Source organism: Micromonospora sp. NPDC051543, assembly GCF_044454415.1.
GTDB lineage: Bacteria > Actinomycetota > Actinomycetes > Mycobacteriales > Micromonosporaceae > Micromonospora.
In genome coordinates this window covers 14,389-31,309 of sequence record NZ_JBITDT010000029.1, presented here as the reverse complement: position 1 = coordinate 31,309, position 16,921 = coordinate 14,389, and the positions used below count along the sequence as shown (strand labels likewise).

The window sequence follows — 16,921 nt, the reverse complement described above, 5'->3', positions numbered from 1 at the left end:
ACAGCGGGACAGCGGGACAGCGGGACAGCGGGACAGCGGGACAGCGGGACAGCGGGACAGCGGGACAGCGGGACAGCGGGACAGCGGGACAGCGGGACAGCGGTGCGAGCCGGTCAGTGGGACGGGCGGGCGGTGGTGAAGAGGTGTAGGGCCAGGTTGGCGAGGGCCGTTGCGGTCTGTTCGATCGGCGCGCCGGGGAGCACGATGTGGCTCACCACGAGGCGGACGATCGTGTCGGCGGCGAAGGCGAGCGCGGTCGGGTCCGCGCCCGGTAGGTGGTCGCCGGCCCAGCCGAGCAGTGCGTCCGACGCTTCGGTGAGCACCATCTCGGCCCGGGTGGTGAGGTATGGCAGCAACTCGTCCGAGCCGCCCCGGCTGCTGGTCAGGATCGCTTTGACCAGCGGATTGTCCGCTGCGGTGGTGAGGGTGTGCGCGATCGCGGCGTACGCGCCGGCCCGCACGTCGGAGCCGTGTGTGTCCAGCGCCTCGCGGACGTCGCCCACGAAACGGTCCACCTCGCGCCGGGCGAGGGCCTCGGCCAGGCCGGTCTTGCTGCCGAACTCGTTGTAGACGGTCTGTCGGCTCACACCGGCGGCGGTGGCCACCCCGCCCATTCGTACCGCGTCCCAGCCGGCGGCGATGGTCCGCGCGCGGGCCGCGTCCACGATCGTGTCCCGGAGCCGCTGGCGCGGCGAGCCCGTCGTCCCAGTCATGATGGTCAAATTCTACGCGCGGCCCGTCCGCCTCCGAGCCGCGCTGCGTCGGCCCGGCCGACCCGGCCGATGCGGCCAGGCGCAGGGGTGCGGCGCTGCCGCGTGGAAGGGGGCCGTGCCGCCACGTGGAGGGCGGGGCGCCTCCCGGGCGCGGTGACGCCTCGCCCGGCGCATAGGATGTGCGGTCATGGCACGCGTGCTCACTCCCCGTGCGGAGGACTTTCCCCGCTGGTACCAGGACCTGATCGCCAAGGCGAAGCTGGCCGACAACGGCCCGGTCCGGGGGACCATGGTCATCCGACCGGCCGGCTACGCCATCTGGGAGCGGATGCAGGCCGAGATGGACGACCGGATCAAGGCGGCGGGCGCGGAGAACGCGTACTTCCCGCTGTTCATCCCGGAGAGCTACCTCAAGCGCGAGGCCGAGCACGTCGAGGGCTTCTCGCCGGAGCTGGCGGTGGTCACCCACGGTGGTGGCAAGCAGCTCGCCGAGCCGGTGGTGGTGCGTCCCACCAGCGAGACGGTGATCGGCGAGTTCATGGCCAAGTGGATCGACTCGTACCGGGACCTGCCGCTGCTGCTCAACCAGTGGGCGAACGTGGTCCGGTGGGAGCTGCGTCCCCGGATCTTCCTGCGGACCAGCGAGTTCCTCTGGCAGGAGGGGCACACCGCGCACGCGACGCGCGAGGACGCCCGCGCCTACGCGCGGCGGATCCTGCACGAGGCATACGAGGACCTGATGGTCAACGTGCTGGGCATCCCCGTGGTGGTGGGCCTGAAGACGGCCCGTGAGCGGTTCGCCGGGGCGACCGCCACGTACACCTGCGAAGGCATGATGGGCGACGGCAAGGCGCTCCAGCTGGGCACCAGCCACGAGCTGGGGCAGAACTTCGCCAAGGCGTTCGACATCAGCTACTCGGCCAAGGAGGGCGGCCGGGAGCACGCCTGGACGACCTCCTGGGGCACGTCGACCCGGATGCTCGGCGGCCTGATCATGGCGCACGGCGACGACAACGGCCTGCGGGTGCCGCCGCGGCTTGCGCCCATTCAGGCGTACATCATGGTTGTCAAGGACGGCGAGGGCGTCGCGGAGGCGGCGGCCAAGCTGCGCGACGGCCTGCGCGACGCCGGTGTCCGGGTCGCGCTCGACGACCGGACCGACACCGCGTTCGGCCGCCGGGCCGTCGACGCCGAGCTGCGCGGTTATCCGGTACGCGTCGAGGTCGGCCCCCGCGACCTGGCCGTCGGCAACGCGACGGTGGTCCGTCGTACGGACGGATCGAAGTCTCCGACGCCGGTGGCCGACGTGGTCGGCGCGGTCCTCGCGGCGCTGGAGGCCGACCAGCAGGTGCTGCACGACCAGGCGTTGGCCCACCGGAAGTCGCGCACGGTCGAGGTGTCGACCCTGGCCGAGGCGATCGAGGCGGCCGCGACCGGCTGGGCCGTGGTGCCGTGGTCGGCGGTCGGGGTGGCCGGCGAGGCCGAGGCGAACGGGCAGGGCGTGACGGTGCGCTGCCTGCTGCGGGGCGACGGCTCGGTGCCGGACTCGGAGGACGAGCCCGACCTGGTGGCCATCCTCGCGCGCGCCTACTGACGTGCTGGTCGACCGGTTTCAGCCGGGTCGGCTGATCATGCACCGCAACGTGCGGCACGGCCGGATCGGCTGGGTGCGCCCGGGGCGGGTGGTCAGCGACGACGAGCGGGGCCTGCTGGTGTGGATCGCCCGGGACTCGCCGGTGGCCCACGAGGTGACCGAGGCCGGGCTCAACATGCGGGCCATGCCGTTCGCCCAGTGGGTCTCGTCGTCCTACCGGTTGGCGCACGGCCACTGGAACGGTCCGCCGCTGTTGAAGTTCCTGCCCACGGGCGCGGCGCATTCGGTGTGGTGGTTCCGGGACGCGCAGGGTCGGTTCGCCCACTGGTACGTCAACCTGGAGGAGCCCGGCGTCCGTTGGGACGACGGCCCGGTGGCCGGTGTCGACGTGGTGGACCAGGACCTCGACGTGGTGGTACGCCCGGACCTGAGCTGGCAGTGGAAGGACGAGGACGAGTTCGTCGAGCGGCTCGCGTTCGGCGACGACTACTGGGTGACCGACGAGAAGGCGGTCCGGGCCGAGGGCGAGCGGGTGATCGCGCTCGCCGAGGCCGGCGCGTTCCCGTTCGACGGCACCTGGTGTGACTTCACCCCGCCTGCTGATTGGGACGTACCGGACAAACTTCCCCCAGGGTGGGATCGTCCGCCGGTGCGTTGAGTTAGGTGTTCCGGATCACCGGTGACGTGGTCTCCGGGTCCGATGCGAACGATCGGCGTCGGATCTGGCAGAATAGGTCGCTGGTATCCGGCGCGCGTCCGGCGCCCTCTAACCCGGGCGCGTCGCCAGTCCACCGAGTTGTCTCCGGCCCAACCCCACTGTGCCGGTCGGCGCTCACCCATGCACACCGCCCGTAGTGGGCTGGTGAGATCGCAACAGGAGCGAAACAACTGTGGCCGTAAAGATCCGGCTCCTGCGGATGGGCAAGATCCGCAACCCGCAGTACCGCATCGTCATCGCCGACTCCCGCACCAAGCGCGACGGCCGGGCGATCGAGTTCGTCGGGGTGTACCAGCCGAAGGAGGACCCTTCGGTCATCGAGGTCAAGTCGGAGCGGGTCCAGTACTGGCTGTCCGTCGGCGCCCAGCCGAGCGAGGCGGTGCAGCGGCTGCTGGAGCTGACCGGTGACTGGCAGAAGTTCAAGGGCCTGCCGGCCCCGCCGCCGCTGCTGGTCGCTCCCGAGAAGGCCGACCGCAAGGCGGCGTACGAGGCTGAGTCGAAGGCCGCCGCCGGGCTGACCCCGGAGACCCCGGCCAAGCCGGCCAAGAAGGCCGCCAAGGCCGCTGAGGCACCGGCCGCCGAGGCGCCGGCCGCTGAGGCCCCGGCGACCGAGGCTCCGGCCGAGACCCCCGCCGCCGACGCCGGTGAGCAGGCCTGACATGCCGCTGCGTCCCGCGTTGGAGCACCTGGTCAAGGGCATCGTCGACCACCCGGACGACGTCCGGGTGCGGATGGTCGATTCCCGTCGGGGCAAGCGGCTGGAAGTCCGCGTGAACCCCGAGGACCTCGGCACGGTGATCGGGCGGTCCGGCCGGACCGCCAAGGCGCTGCGTCAGGTGATCGGCTCCATCGGTGGGCGCGGAGTGCGCGTCGACATCGTCGACTCGTACTGATGCAGCTCGTCGTCGGAAGGATCGGCAAGCCGCACGGTATCCGCGGTGAGGTCACCGTGGAAGTGCGGACGGACGAGCCCGAAGCGCGCTTCGCCCCCGGCACAGTGCTGCGCACTGAGCCGGGGGCGAGGCCCCCGGCTGCACCTGCGCACAGCACTGTGCTGCGCACTGAGCCGGGGGCGAGGCCCCCGGCTGCACCTGCGCACAGCACTGTGCTGCGCACTGAGCCGGGGGCGGTTCCGCCGCCGGTGCCGGCGGACGGACCGGGCACGCTGTTCCGGGTTCCCGCCGAGCTGACCATCGAGGAGGCCCGGTTCCACCAGGGTCGCCTGCTGGTCGCGTTCGCCGGAATCCTGGAGCGCAACACGGCCGAGGCGCTGCGCGGCACGTTGCTCGTGGTGGACAGCGCCGACGTCGAGCCTCCGGAGGACCCGGAGGAGTTCCACGACCACCAGTTGGTGGGTCTGGCGGTCGTCACCCCGTCCGGCGAACGTCTGGGCGAGGTCGCCCGGATCGACCACGCGCCCTCGTCCGACCTGCTGGTGCTGCGGCGGCCCGAGGGGCGTACCGCGCTGATCCCGTTCGTCCGGGCGATCGTCCCGGAGGTCGACCTGGCCGGTGGACGCGTCATCGTCGACCCGCCGGCCGGACTGCTCGATCTTTAGGACCACCCCGCATGCGCGTCGACGTCGTGTCGATCTTCCCGGAGTACTTCGCCCCGCTGGACCTGTCGCTGATCGGCCGTGCCCGGGCGAACGGCGTACTCCAGCTCGCCGTGCACGACCTGCGGACCTGGACCCACGACGTGCACCGCACGGTCGACGACACCCCCTACGGCGGCGGCCCGGGGATGGTGATGAAGCCCGAGCCGTGGGGTGCGGCGCTCGACGCGCTCGCGCCGACCGAGGCCGCGCCGCCCCGGCTGCTGGTGCCGTCGCCGGCCGGCGTGCCGTTCACCCAGGCCATGGCCCACGAGCTGGCCGCCGAGTCGCACCTGCTCTTCGCCTGCGGCCGGTACGAGGGGATCGACCAGCGGGTCCTGACGCACGCTGCCACCCGCATGCCGGTCACCGAGGTGTCGCTCGGTGACTACGTGCTCTTCGGCGGCGAGGTCGCCGTGCTGGTCGTCCTGGAGGCGGTCACCCGACTGCTGCCCGGGGTACTGGGCAACGCCGGCTCGCTGGACGAGGAGTCGCACGCGCACGGGCTGCTCGAGGCGCCGATCTACACGAAGCCGCCGAGCTGGCGCGGCCACGACGTGCCGGACGTGCTCCGCTCCGGCGACCACGGCAAGATCGCCCGCTGGCGGCGCGAAGAGGGGCTGCTGCGTACGGCGGCCCGACGTCCGGACCTCCTGGCCGCGCTGCCCCCCGAGCGTCTCGACAAACGGGACATCGCGGCGCTGGAACGGGCCGGATTTCAGCCACCGCCGGGGGATGTGGCAAAGTAGGGGGGTTGCCGCATCCGTCCGCGCCCGTGGGCGGCTGCGAGGATCCCCGACCGGGGTCGGCCCGCCGACCACCACCCGGGAATCAGAATCACCCACCCGCGCACCGAGTCACGGTGCGCCGTGAGCCTTACGAGGACGCAGCGATGAACATCCTGGACGCCCTTGACGCCCAGTCGAAGCGGACCGACCTCCCCGACTTCCGTGCCGGTGACACCGTCAAGGTGCACGCGCGGGTCGTCGAGGGCAACCGGTCCCGTGTCCAGATCTTCCAGGGCGTCGTGATCCGCCGCCAGGGTGACGGTCTGCGCGAGACCTTCTCGGTCCGCAAGGTCAGCTTCGGCGTCGGTGTCGAGCGCACCTACCCGCTCAACGGCCCGGGCATCGACCGGATCGAGGTCGTGACCCGCGGTGACGTGCGTCGCGCCAAGCTCTACTACCTGCGCGAGCTGCGCGGCAAGAAGGCCAAGATCAAGGAGAAGCGGGAGAAGCAGCCCAGCTGACTTCCCGCTCGCCACGCCGCCTGAGCTGCGCGTATGCCGTACCGACCGGACCGCACTACCCTGGTCGTACGGGCGCAGCCAGGCGGTGGCCCCGCCGACGAGGCGGGCAGCCGTCCACAACCGCCCGTGGAGCCTCGACGAGGCTCCCGGGCGGTGGTGTTTCTGCGGACCGGGGAGTGGCGTGGTGCAGACGCTTGACGAGGACGGCACTGTCGATCCGTGGCGCCGGCGGGTTCGCCGCACCCGGCGTCAGATGCCCCTCTGGCAGGAGCTTCCATTGCTGCTGGTGGTGGCCTTCTGCCTCGCGGTGTTGATCCGCACGTTCCTGCTCCAGGCGTTCTTCATCCCGTCCGGTTCGATGGAGGACACCCTCCTGATCGGGGACCGGGTGCTGGTCAACAAGGTCGTCTACGACGTCCGTGACCCGGTGCGCGGCGAGGTGGTGGTGTTCCGGGGCACCGACCGGTGGGCGCCGCAGGTCGACCAGCAGCCGGAGCCCGGGTTCGCCGGCAAGCTCGCCCGGACCGTCGGGGACCTGGTCGGGGTGAGCCGTCCCGGCGAGAAGGACTTCATCAAGCGGGTGATCGGCGTGCCCGGCGACCGCGTCAAGTGCTGCGACTCGCAGGGGCGGGTCACCGTGAACGGGACCCCGCTCGACGAGTCGTACGTGCTGCGCGACTCGCCGCTGGACCTGCCGCCCAACCCGCAGGAGTGCCGCTCGCGGCGCTTCGACGAGGTGGTCGTACCCCCGGGTCAGATCTTCGTCATGGGCGACCACCGCGAGGTTTCCCAGGACGCGCGCTGTCAGGGGCCGGTGCCCATCGACAACGTCGTCGGCCGGGCGTTCATGGTGGTCTGGCCCTCGTCGCGCTGGGCGGCGCTGTCGGTGCCGGCGACGTTCGACGACGTGGCCGCGCCGGCCACGGCCTCGTCCGGTGTGCCGCCGACCCGCCCGTCCCCGCAAGGCGGTGTGCTGCTGATACTCCCGTTGACGGTCGCGCTGAGGGGTTCCCGCGCGTTCCGGACGGTGACGTCCGGTCCGGCAACGTAGGCTCCTTGGCGTGATTGACGAGCAGACCGACAAGCCGCGTAGCTCCTTCTGGAAGGAGCTGCCGATCCTGCTGGGTGTGGCGATCCTGGTCGCGGTGCTGGTCCGCGCCTTCGTGCTGCAGACCTTCTTCATCCCGTCCCCGTCCATGGAGAACACTCTCAAGATCGATGACCGGGTGCTGGTCAACAAGCTGGTCTACGACTTCCGGTCACCGCACCGCGGCGAGGTGATCGTGTTCAAGGCCCCCACCGAGTGGAGCGGCAACCCCGACGGCGAGGACTTCATCAAGCGGGTGATCGGCGTCGGAGGCGACCACGTGGTCTGCTGCGACCCGCAGGAGCGCCTGATGATCAACGGCAAGTCGCTCGACGAGCCGTACATCTTCTCCATCGACGGGGTCCAGGACAAGGCGGCCGACCAGGAGTTCGACATCACCGTGCCGAAGGGTCGGCTGTGGGTGATGGGTGACCACCGCTCGGCCTCCGGTGACTCGCTGGAGCACTGGCAGCAGTCCGGGCAGAACATCACCGAGGCCACGATCCCCGAGGGCGAGGTCGTCGGGCGGGCGTTCACCGTCTTCTGGCCCGTCAACCGGGCCACCTGGCTGACCGTGCCCGACCAGTTCGACGGCATTCCCAAGCCCTAGGGCGGCGGGGGCATGGGCGATCGGCCGCCCGTCTGGCAGGCTGGTGCGGTGAGCGTGAGGAGCGACCGTACGGGTCCGGCGGCGGACAGCGCCGACCGTTCCTACACCCTTCGACACGGGGCGCGGGTGCTGCTGGTCGACGCGGCCGGCCGGATCCTGCTGTTCCACGGCTTCGACCCGGCCCGCCCGGAGCACCGCTACTGGTTCACCCCGGGCGGCGGGCTCGACGAGGGCGAGTCTCCGGCGTCCGGCGCGGTGCGGGAGTTGGCCGAGGAGACCGGGCTGCGGGTCGATCCGGCCGAGCTGGGCGAACCCGTCTGGTCCGACGCCACCGAGTTCCCGTTCGACGGCGACTGGTACCGCCAGGAGCAGGACTTCTTCCTGCTCCGCGTTTCGGCGTGGCAGGTCGACACCGCCGGCTTCAGCGACGTCGAGCAGCGCAGCATCGCCGGTCACCGCTGGTGGCGGCCCGCCGAGCTGGCCGCCAGCGGCGAGCGCTACTACCCACCCGAGTTGCCCGACCTGCTGGCCCGGCTCCTGCCGCCGGCCGCCGAGGCGTCGTGCTGACCCCGCCGCGCACCGTCGTTCGTCGCGAGGCCGGGCTCTACGCGCTGGAGCGGGCGTTGCAGCGGCGCGGCTTCCGGCACGTGGCCGGCGCCGACGAAGCCGGCCGGGGCGCGTGCGCCGGGCCGTTGGTCGCCGCCGCGGCCGTACTCCCGGAGGGTCGGCGCGGCGAGATCGACGGGCTGGCCGACTCCAAGCTGCTCACCCCGGCCAGCCGGGAACGGGTGTACGCCGAGGTCGTGGACCGCGCCCTGGCGTACGCCGTGGTGATCATCCCCGCCGACGAGGTCGACGCCCGAGGGCTGCACGTGTGCAACCTCGCCGCGATGCGGCGGGCGCTCGCCTCGCTCACCACCCGACCGGAGTACGTGCTGACCGACGGCTTCGGCGTGGACGGCCTGGGAGTGCCGGGGCTGGCGGTGTGGAAGGGCGACCGGGTGGCCGCCTGCGTGGCCGCGGCCAGCGTGCTCGCCAAGGTCACCCGGGACCGGATCATGGTGGAGTTGGACGGGGTGTACCCGGCGTACGGCTTCGCCGAGCACAAGGGCTACATCACCCCGGAGCACAGCGCGGCGCTGCGCGAGCACGGGCCGTGCCGGGAACACCGCTTCTCGTACGTCAATGTCGCCACGGTCTCCGGCCGGGACGGCCGGCCACCGCGCGCCCGGCGACCGGTCGACCCGGGCTCGGATGAGCCGATGGGGCACTCCGGGGCGTCAGGGGGTACCGTCGGCGTGGCGTTGGGCGAGCAGCCTCGGCCTTCGACGCCCGTGGGGGAAGATGTGGTCATGGAAGGCGGAGTGCGATGAGCGCGGAAGATCTCGAGAAGTACGAGACCGAGATGGAGCTGCAGCTCTACCGGGAGTACCGCGACATTGTCCGCCAGTTCTCCTACGTGGTGGAGACCGAGCGTCGGTTCTACCTGGCCAACCAGGTCGACCTGCACGTGCGCAACTCGGACGGCGAGGTCTACTTCGAGGTCGAGATGCACGACGCCTGGGTATGGGACATGTACCGCCCCGCCCGCTTCGTGAAGAACGTCCGAGTGATGACCTTCAAGGACGTCAACGTCGAAGAGCTGGAGAAGCCCGACATCTCCCTGCCCGCCGACTCCGGCTTCGGCAGCTGACCGCGCTCCTGTCGCGCCACGGGCCCCCACCCGTGGGCGGTCACTCGGCGGGCACCACGACCTCGACGCGCTGCACCAGGTTGTTGGCGAAGCCACCACGATTCCACGGCTGCTCGACCGGCTGGGTCCGCCCGGACGCGTCGGTCGCCCGTGCGCTGAGCACGTACCGGCCCGGCGTCGCCGTCCACTCGTACCGCCACCGTCGCCAGGCGAACTCCCCACCCGTCGCCGGGTCCAGCTCGGCCTGCGCCCAGCTCGCCCCGCCGTCGACGCTCACCTCCACCGCCACCACCGGTGCGTGCCCCGACCAGGCCCGACCGTCCACGGTGCACGGTCCCGCCGGCAGCACCCGCCGGCGCGTCATGAAGTCGGGAAAGCCCGGTGGGCGGACCAGGGCACGCGGCTCGATCCGGGTGACCGGCTCGCCCGGGTCGTCCGCGTCGCGACGCAGCCGGTAGGCCACCGCGTTCTGGTAGCCGTCGAACGGCGTGGTCCGCACCTCGATCGAGTGCAGCCACTTGACGTGTGCCATGCCGTACCAGCCCGGCACGATCAGCCGTAGCGGAGCGCCGTGCTGCGGCAGCAGGGGAGCGCCGTTCATCTCGTACGCCAGCAGCACCTCCTCGCGCAGCGCGTCGGCCACCGGCAGCGCCCGCTGGTAGTCCTGCTCGACCCCGCGCTCGACACCGTGATCGGCGCCGGTGAAGACCACCTCCAGCGCGTCCGGGCCGAGGCCCGCCTCGCGCAGCAGTGGCGCCAGCGGCGTACCCGTCCACTCGGCGTTGCCGACCGCCTCGACCAGCCACGGCTGACTCACCGGCCGGGGGTGCAGCAGGGCGCGTCCGTTGCCGGCGCACTCCAGGGTGACCCGGTGGGTGACCCGGGGTCGCTCCCGCAGCTCGGAGAGACCGACGGTCAACGGCCGCTCGACCGCCCCGCCGACGGTGAGCGCGTGCGTCGCCGGGTCCAGCTCCGGGATGTCGTAGTGGATCAGCAGGTAGTGCAGCCCGGCGGGGGTGACGTCGTAGCGCAGCGCCTCCAGCGGCAGGCCGTGGTTGCGGGCCGCCAACTGCAACTCGTCGGCGCTGATCGCCTCGTCGGGCTCGGCGAGCCGGGACGGGCCGCTCACGTCCGCGACCGTCGGCCCGGAACCTTCGGCGCCGTCGGCGCGGGACGTCGTCCGATCGTCAAGAGTGGTCATGCCGGCCTCCCCGGTACAGACGGCGGCACCCGCCGTACGCGGCCCAGCGTAGGCCTTCCCGTCCGCGCCGGAGAACGGGCACGAGAATTGGCGCCAGTCCGGCCGTACCGATGAGGGGTTGGGGATTTGATGCTTGCAGACGAGGAATTCTGGCAGCTCATGGCGGTGCTGGGCGGCCAGCCCGAAGTCCAGGACGACCGGCCGTACGAGCGGTTGACCGCCATGCTGTCGGACGAGCCGGTGGAGCGGATCATCGACTTTGCCGAGACGCTTGCCTTCAAGCTCTATCAGTTGGACCGTCGGGTGCTCGCTCAGGCGGTCCCACCGGGCGCCGATCAACTGACTGAGGACGGCTTCCTGTACGCGCGCTGCGCGGTGGTGGTGGCGGGGCCTGCGGCTTTCGATGCCGTGCTCGCCGATCCGGCGGCGTTCGCCCGCTTCACCGCCGTCGAGGCCGCGCACGCGGACTCGATCCTCGATGTCCCCTCGAACGCCTATCAGAAGGTGACCGGAGAGGAATGGGACCACGTCGAGGAGTACGACTACGAGACTGGCTCCAACGAAGAGTGGTGGTGATCTGACCCGCATCGCCTCAGCGCGGCATAGCAGATCATCGACTCCTCCGGGTGGTCGTCCACAGGGCCGTCTGTCGTCCACAGCTTCGGTGGCCGGACTGGCGGACGACCCGGCCCCGGGCCGAGGCTGCCGGCATGCGATCGCCCTCCGCCATCCGTCTCGCCTCGATCCGCCGTACCGTGCTGCTCTGCGCGGCGTTCCCCCTCGCTCTGATCGTGCAGCTCTGCGGTCTGACGGTGCTTGTCGCGTCGGTGCCCGGCCAGCCACCGAGGCCGACCGTGCCGATCGCGTTCCAGGCTTCCGTTCCTGCGCCCGCTCCCGCACCCGCTCCCGCGCCCGCCGAGCGCTTCCGCTGGCCGCTCGACGGGCCACCGCGACTGGTGCGCCGCTTCGACCCGCCACCCCAGCCGTGGCTGTCCGGCCACCGCGGCGTCGACCTGGCCGCCTCGGCGGGAACCGTGGTCCGCAGTGCCGGGCCGGGCACCGTCCTCTTCGTCGGTCTGGTGGCCGGCCGCCCGGTGGTCACCGTGGGGCACGCCGGAGGGCTCCGAACCACCCACGAGCCCGTGCAACCCGGGGTACGCCCCGGTCAGGCGGTCGCCGCCGGCGCGCCGCTGGGCGAACTGCTGCCCGGCCACCCGGGTTGCCCGGCAGACGCGTGCCTGCACTGGGGCCTGCGTCGCGGCGAGGAGTACCTGGACCCGCTCGCCCTGCTCGGCCTCGGCCCGGTGCGGCTCCTCCCGCTCGACCCGGTGCGCGGGGTCAGCGCTGGTCGAGCAGCGCCGGCAACCGTGCGGCCAGCCGCTCGTACTCGTCGGCCGTGTTGTAGACCTGGCCGGTGAGCCGCAGCCACCCACGGCCGTTCCAGCTCATCACCGCCACCTCGGCGGCGAGCCGCTCGCCGATGCGCGTCTGCAACGCCCGCGCGGCGTCGATCGTGGTGCCCGTCCCGGCCGGCAGTGGGATGAGACGCAGCGACACCCCCGGTCCGCCGGGGTCGGGCAGTTGGGCGGGGGACACCCCCAGAGCGTCCCCCACCACCCGTTGGCCGTACGCGGCGAGCGCGGCGTTGTGTTCCCGTACCCGGTCGACACCGAGGCTGCGCAGCGTGAACAGCCCGGCGGGGGCGGCCAACCACGAGGCGTAGTCGAGGGTGGCCTGCCATTCGACCCGGGCCGGGAAACCGGACTCCTGCTCCCACGACACCACCAGCGGCTCGATCCGCTCGCGCCACTGCGGGGCGACCGTCAGCAGGGCGGTGCCGCGTGGGGCGTACCCCCACTTGTGCAGGTTGCCCGCCCAGAAGTCGGCGGCGATGCTGGCGACCGTGGTGGCGAGCATGCCGGGGGCGTGCGCGGCATCCACCAGGACCGGCACACCGTTCTCGTGCGCCACCGCCACGATGGCGGCGGTCGGGAAGAGCTTGGCGGTGGCCGAGGTGAGCTGGTCGACGACGAGCAGCCGGGTCCGTCCCGGGCGCAGGCCGGCCCGGATGGTCTGCACGATCTGGTCGTCGTCGGCGTCCAGCGGAATCGGCAGCACCCGGCTGACCGCGCCGGTGCGGCGGCACTCGCGCGCGATGGCCAGACTCACCGCCCCGTACCCGTGGTCGGTGCTGAGGATCTCGTCGCCAGGTCGCAGGCCCATCGACTGGAGCACCACGGCGACGCCGGTGGTGGTGTTGCCGATCAGCGCGCTGCCCTGCGGGTCCGCGCCGAGGAACCCGGCGAGGTGCCGCCGGGTGTGCGCGATCCGGTCGACGAGCCCCTGGGTGAAGAAGCGCAGCGGGTTGGCCTCCATCTCGTCGCGCAGCCGCTGCTGGGCGCGCTGCACGCCGATCGGCACCGCGCCGAACGAGCCGTGGTTGAGGTGGCTGACCGCCGGGTCCAGGGAGAACAGCAGGCGGGCGCCCGGAATCGGCTCGGGAGGCTGCGGGACGCTCACCGGATGATCGTAACCGTCGGGAGGTCCGGCCTCCCCGCCAGTGATCAGGCGCGGGGGTGCGCCTGGCGGTAGGCGGCACGCAACCGCTCCACCGACACGTGGGTGTAGATCTGCGTGCTGGCCAGCGACGAGTGACCGAGCAGCTCCTGCACGGCCCGCAGGTCGGCGCCGCCTTCGAGCAGGTGGGTGGCGGCGGAGTGGCGCAGCCCGTGTGGGCTCGTCCGGGGCAGGCCGGCGGCCTCGGCGTACCCGCCGACGATCTGACGCGCCGTGGTCGGGTTGAGCCGACCGCCGCGGGCCCCGAGCAGCAGCGCGTCGCCCGAGTGCGGGGCGACCAGCGCGGGACGGCCCTGCCGCAGCCATTCGTCGAGCGCCCGCTGCGCCGGCACGCCGTACGGCACCGACCGCTCGCGGCGTCCCTTGCCGAACACCCGGATCACGCGCCGGGCATGGTCGACGTCCTCGACGTCCAGCCCGCACGCCTCGCTGACCCGTACGCCGGTGGCGTAGAGCAGTTCCAGCAGCGCCCTGTCGCGCAGCGCCACCGCCGCGTCGGCGGCGCCGTCCGTCGTGGGCTCCCCGCTGGGGGCGGACCCCGTCGTGGGTGTGCCGTGCGCGGGCGGTCCCGTCGTGGGCGTGCCGTGTGTGGTTGCCGGGTGCCGGGTCGGCGCCTCCAGCAGCGCGGCGGCCTGGTCGGCGCGCAGGACGCCGGGCAGGTCCCGGTGCGCGCGAGGGCTGGCCAGCGCGGCCCCGACGTCGGCGGCGAGCAACCCGGCGCGGTGTGCCCAAGCGCTGAACGCCCGTGCCGAGGCGGCTCTGCGCGCCAGCGACGTACGGGCGGCGCCGGTGGTCCGCTGCCGGGCCAACCAGCTCCGCAGGACCGACAGGTCGACCTCGCCCAGGTCCCGGCAACCCATCCGCACCGCGTGGTCGAGCAGCGCGACCACGTCCGTGACGTACGCGCGGACGGTGTGCTCCGACCGGTTGCGGACCTGGGAAAGGTGCCGGGCGAAGTCGTCGACCGCGTCCCGCAGTGGCGGTGGCAGGTTCTGATGGGTGGCCCGGGTGCCCCGGTCGGACCGGCTCACGGCCGCCACGCCTCACGCGGCGTCACCGATGCGGTCCGCCGGGCGGCACGCGCACCTTCGCTGGCAGCAGGCACGGCACCAGCGTACGGCCGAGGGTTGTGCTCCGCCGGCCACGTCGGCGGCCGCGTCTACCGGCTGTCGGCCGGACCCTTGGGTTTGTCGGCCGGGGCGAGGGCGTAGCCGTCGTCCCGTCGTACCACCATGGACAGTTCTTCGAGCAGGGACAGTTTGCGCAGCGCGGTACGCACGTCCAGGCCGGCGCGGGCCGCGAGCGTGTCCACACCCCGTGCGCCCCGGCGGGGCAACGCCTCCAGCACCGACCGGGCGTCGTCGTCCAGGTCGTCGGCCGGCCGCTGCGGGCCACGGGACAGCGGGGCCAGGTCCGCGCCGATCCGGCCCACCTCCTCGAGCACGTGTGCGACGCCGGTGACCAGTCGGGCCTTCTCGGTCTCGCGCAGCAACTCGTGCGCGCCGACGGACATCGCCGAGGTCACCGGACCGGGCACCACCATGGCCACCCGACCGGTGTAGATGGCCCGCCGGGCGGTCTGCGTCGCTCCGCTGCGCGCCGACGCCTCCACCACGACGGTGCCCAGCGTGCCGCCAGCGATCACCCGGTTGCGGATCAGGAACCGGGGCCGCAGTGGCTCGGCGCCCGGCGGCCACTCGCTGACCAGCAGCCCGGTGTCGGCGATCCGGTCGAAGAGGGCGGTGTTGCCCATCGGGTACGGCCGGTCCACCCCGCAGGCGAGCACCGCCACGGTGCGGCCCTCGGCGTTGAGGGCGCCCCGGTGGGCGGCGGCGTCGATCCCGAACGCGCCACCGGAGACCACCGTCCAGTCCCGCTCGGCCAGCCCGTACCCGAGGTCGGTGGCCACGTGCTGGCCGTAGGCCGTGGCCGCCCGCGCGCCGACCACGGCCACCGAGCGCTCCATCGCCTCGCCGAGCGGCCACGCGCCGCGTACCCAGAAGCACAGCGGTGGGGCGGTCTCCGCATCCACGCGGCGGGTCAGGTCTGGCAGACGCAGCGTGTCGAGATCAGCGACCCGGGCCGGCCACTCGTCGTCGTCCGGGGTGACCAGACGCGCGCCGAGCCGATCGGCCCGGGCCAGGGCCTCGTCCGCCGCCGCGCGGGCGTCGCCGGTCGACATCCGGGCGGTCACGGCGGAGGCCAGCCGCCGGTCGGGGCTGCCGCCGTCGAGCAGCAGATCCAGCGTCGCCACCGGCCCCAGCCGTTGGACCAACGCGTGCACCACGCGGGTGCCGGGCTCGGCCAGCCAGGTCAGCGCCACCCGGGCCAGCCTGCTCTGCTCGTCGGCGTTCATGCCGTCTCTCCTGTCCGTAGCTGGGTCGCCTCTCGTACGTCCTCACGGTCGGGCCGGTCCCGACCGTCCAGGTCGGCGATCGTCCAGGCCATCCGGATCACCCGGTCGAAGCCGCGCGCCGAGAGCGAGCCGGAGTCGAGCCGGGCGCGCAGTTCGGCGGTGACCGGCGCCGGTAGTCGCCAGGGCGGGCGGCGCAGGAACGGGCCGTCCACCTCGGCGTTGAGTCGCCGTCCGAGGCTGGCCCAGCGGGTGGCCGCCGCGCCGCGTGCCGCCGCTACCCGGGCGGCGACGGTGGCCGAGGACTCGACATCGCCTCCGGACGCCATCAGCTCCGCCGCCCGCACGGGCATCAGCCGGACCTGCACGTCGATCCGGTCGAGCAGCGGCCCCGAGAGCCGGCCCAGGTAGCGGCGGCGGGCCACGGGCGTGCACTCGCAGTACGCGTCGCCGGACGGTTTCGCGCACGGGCACGGGTTGGCGGCCAGCACCAGCTGCGTCCGGGCCGGGTACTCGGTGCCGCCACCGCTGCGGCTCAGCTGGATACGGCCGTGCTCCAGGGGCTGGCGCAGCGCCTCCAACGCGCCCTTGCTGAACTCGGGGGCCTCGTCGAGAAAGAGCACCCCGCGGTGGGCGAGCGACACCGCGCCGGGGCGGGCCAGCCCGGAACCGCCGCCGACCAGCGAAGGGATGGTCGCCGTGTGGTGCGGCGCCTGGAACGGCGGGCGTCGCAGGAGCCGGCCACCCGGCGGCAGCAGCCCGGCGACCGAGTGCAGGGCGGTCACCTCCAGCGCGGCGTCGTCGTCCAGCTCCGGCAGGAGCGACGGCAGCCGCTCGGCCAGCATGGTCTTGCCGGCCCCCGGCGGGCCCAGCAACGCGAGGTGGTGCCCACCGGCTGCGGCGACCTCCAACGCGCGCCGGCCCATCTGCTGTCCGGCGACCTCGGCGAGGTCGGGACCGCCGGTGATCGGCGCCGGGGTGTCCGTCGGTGGCTCGATCAGCGGGCTGCCGTCACGGACGAAGGTGACCAGCCGGTGCAGGGTGTCCACCGCCCGTACCCGTACGCCGGGTATGACGGCGGCCTCGGCGGCGTTGTCGGTCGGCACGATCACGCGGTCGATGCCCGCCCGGGCCGCAGCGACGACCATCGGCAGCACGCCGCGCACCGGCCGGACCGTCCCGTCCAGGCCCAGCTCGCCGAGGATCACCACCTTCTCCAGTGGCAGCAGCGGCAGTTCGCCGGAGCCGCCCAGCAGCGCGGCGGCGATGGCCAGGTCGAACGCCGAGCCGAACTTCGGCAGCGTCGCGGGCAGCAGGTTCAGCGTGATGCGCCGGTTGGGCCACCGTTGACCGGAGTTGACGACGGCGGCCCGGACCCGGTCGCGGGCCTCGTGCAGGGCGGTGTCCGGCAGGCCGGAGATCACCACCGCCGGCAGGCCGGCGGCGAGGTCCGCCTCGACCTCGACCAGATGGCCGGTGACGCCGACCAACCCCACGCAGAGCACCTTCGCGTAGCTCATGACGCGTCTCCC

The 16,921-nt window shown here is 72.9% G+C and carries 20 protein-coding genes; 14 read left to right on the top strand and 6 right to left on the bottom strand.

Annotation, left to right across the window (positions count from 1 at the left end):
• Nucleotides 1-113 precede the first annotated feature (113 nt).
• Nucleotides 114-713 (bottom strand): TetR family transcriptional regulator, encoded by a 600-nt coding sequence (locus ACIA3K_RS31125; protein ID WP_396805338.1) that lies wholly within the window; start codon nucleotides 711-713, stop codon nucleotides 114-116.
• 187 nt (nucleotides 714-900) lie between these two features.
• Between ACIA3K_RS31125 and proS the strand changes: the two genes are divergently transcribed.
• The 12 genes from proS to ACIA3K_RS31065 all read left to right on the top strand — a co-directional run bounded on the left by proS (nucleotide 901) and on the right by ACIA3K_RS31065 (nucleotide 9,258).
• On the top strand, nucleotides 901-2,307 hold the full coding sequence (gene proS, locus ACIA3K_RS31120; RefSeq protein ID WP_396805336.1) for a proline--tRNA ligase: 1,407 nt from the start codon (nucleotides 901-903) through the stop codon (nucleotides 2,305-2,307).
• A 37-nt stretch (nucleotides 2,308-2,344) separates the two neighbouring features.
• Nucleotides 2,345-2,965, top strand: coding sequence for a DUF402 domain-containing protein (locus tag ACIA3K_RS31115; protein WP_396805341.1), 621 nt, complete (start codon nucleotides 2,345-2,347; stop codon nucleotides 2,963-2,965).
• Between the two features lie 232 nt (nucleotides 2,966-3,197).
• Nucleotides 3,198-3,683, top strand: coding sequence for a 30S ribosomal protein S16 (gene rpsP / locus ACIA3K_RS31110; RefSeq protein WP_396805335.1), 486 nt, complete (start codon nucleotides 3,198-3,200; stop codon nucleotides 3,681-3,683).
• A 1-nt stretch (nucleotide 3,684) separates the two neighbouring features.
• The gene (locus ACIA3K_RS31105) at nucleotides 3,685-3,918 is read left to right on the top strand and encodes an RNA-binding protein (protein WP_396805333.1); all 234 of its coding nucleotides are present in this window, start codon (nucleotides 3,685-3,687) and stop codon (nucleotides 3,916-3,918) included.
• Complete coding sequence (rimM, locus tag ACIA3K_RS31100; protein WP_396805331.1) at nucleotides 3,918-4,583, top strand: ribosome maturation factor RimM; 666 nt, start codon at nucleotides 3,918-3,920, stop codon at nucleotides 4,581-4,583. The genes ACIA3K_RS31105 and rimM overlap by 1 nt, the downstream gene beginning before the upstream one ends.
• An 11-nt stretch (nucleotides 4,584-4,594) precedes the next feature.
• Nucleotides 4,595-5,368: a tRNA (guanosine(37)-N1)-methyltransferase TrmD gene (gene trmD, locus ACIA3K_RS31095; RefSeq protein WP_396805329.1), complete on the top strand. Its 774-nt coding sequence runs from the start codon at nucleotides 4,595-4,597 to the stop codon at nucleotides 5,366-5,368.
• A gap of 143 nt (nucleotides 5,369-5,511) precedes the next feature.
• Nucleotides 5,512-5,868, top strand: coding sequence for a 50S ribosomal protein L19 (rplS, locus tag ACIA3K_RS31090; RefSeq protein ID WP_030335223.1), 357 nt, complete (start codon nucleotides 5,512-5,514; stop codon nucleotides 5,866-5,868).
• Nucleotides 5,869-6,049: 181 nt separating this feature from the next.
• Entirely contained in the window at nucleotides 6,050-6,919 is an 870-nt protein-coding gene (gene lepB, locus ACIA3K_RS31085) for a signal peptidase I (RefSeq protein WP_355051576.1), read from the top strand.
• 10 nt (nucleotides 6,920-6,929) lie between these two features.
• Nucleotides 6,930-7,565: a signal peptidase I gene (lepB, locus tag ACIA3K_RS31080; RefSeq protein ID WP_396805327.1), complete on the top strand. Its 636-nt coding sequence runs from the start codon at nucleotides 6,930-6,932 to the stop codon at nucleotides 7,563-7,565.
• 48 nt (nucleotides 7,566-7,613) lie between these two features.
• Nucleotides 7,614-8,132 carry an NUDIX hydrolase gene (locus ACIA3K_RS31075; RefSeq protein ID WP_396805325.1) on the top strand — a complete coding sequence of 173 codons (519 nt, stop codon included), beginning with the start codon at nucleotides 7,614-7,616 and terminating at the stop codon, nucleotides 8,130-8,132.
• Entirely contained in the window at nucleotides 8,126-8,938 is an 813-nt protein-coding gene (locus ACIA3K_RS31070) for a ribonuclease HII (protein WP_355051579.1), read from the top strand. Before ACIA3K_RS31075 ends, ACIA3K_RS31070 begins: the two co-directional genes overlap by 7 nt.
• Nucleotides 8,935-9,258, top strand: a complete 324-nt coding sequence (locus ACIA3K_RS31065; protein ID WP_011905215.1) for a DUF2469 domain-containing protein — start codon at nucleotides 8,935-8,937, stop codon at nucleotides 9,256-9,258. The genes ACIA3K_RS31070 and ACIA3K_RS31065 overlap by 4 nt, the downstream gene beginning before the upstream one ends.
• Before the next feature lie 40 nt (nucleotides 9,259-9,298).
• Here ACIA3K_RS31065 and ACIA3K_RS31060 read toward each other — a convergent pair whose 3' ends face one another.
• Nucleotides 9,299-10,459 carry a sulfite oxidase gene (locus tag ACIA3K_RS31060; protein ID WP_396805322.1) on the bottom strand — a complete coding sequence of 387 codons (1,161 nt, stop codon included), beginning with the start codon at nucleotides 10,457-10,459 and terminating at the stop codon, nucleotides 9,299-9,301.
• 129 nt (nucleotides 10,460-10,588) lie between these two features.
• On the opposite strand from ACIA3K_RS31060, the gene ACIA3K_RS31055 reads away from it, so the two are divergent.
• Complete coding sequence (locus ACIA3K_RS31055; protein ID WP_396805320.1) at nucleotides 10,589-11,035, top strand: DUF4240 domain-containing protein; 447 nt, start codon at nucleotides 10,589-10,591, stop codon at nucleotides 11,033-11,035.
• A 134-nt stretch (nucleotides 11,036-11,169) separates the two neighbouring features.
• Nucleotides 11,170-11,877: a M23 family metallopeptidase gene (locus ACIA3K_RS31050; protein ID WP_396805318.1), complete on the top strand. Its 708-nt coding sequence runs from the start codon at nucleotides 11,170-11,172 to the stop codon at nucleotides 11,875-11,877.
• Here the strand turns inward: ACIA3K_RS31050 and ACIA3K_RS31045 are convergent.
• From ACIA3K_RS31045 to ACIA3K_RS31030, 4 genes are all read right to left on the bottom strand, one after another.
• Nucleotides 11,798-12,979, bottom strand: a complete 1,182-nt coding sequence (locus ACIA3K_RS31045; protein ID WP_396805316.1) for an aminotransferase class V-fold PLP-dependent enzyme — start codon at nucleotides 12,977-12,979, stop codon at nucleotides 11,798-11,800. The genes ACIA3K_RS31050 and ACIA3K_RS31045 overlap by 80 nt on opposite strands.
• A 44-nt stretch (nucleotides 12,980-13,023) precedes the next feature.
• On the bottom strand, nucleotides 13,024-14,067 hold the full coding sequence (locus tag ACIA3K_RS31040; RefSeq protein WP_396805314.1) for a tyrosine recombinase XerC: 1,044 nt from the start codon (nucleotides 14,065-14,067) through the stop codon (nucleotides 13,024-13,026).
• Between the two features lie 128 nt (nucleotides 14,068-14,195).
• A complete protein-coding gene (gene dprA, locus ACIA3K_RS31035) occupies nucleotides 14,196-15,392 on the bottom strand; it encodes a DNA-processing protein DprA (RefSeq protein ID WP_396805313.1) in 1,197 nt (398 codons plus the stop codon).
• Nucleotides 15,389-16,909: a YifB family Mg chelatase-like AAA ATPase gene (locus tag ACIA3K_RS31030; protein ID WP_396805311.1), complete on the bottom strand. Its 1,521-nt coding sequence runs from the start codon at nucleotides 16,907-16,909 to the stop codon at nucleotides 15,389-15,391. The genes dprA and ACIA3K_RS31030 overlap by 4 nt, the downstream gene beginning before the upstream one ends.
• Nucleotides 16,910-16,921: the final 12 nt, after the last annotated feature.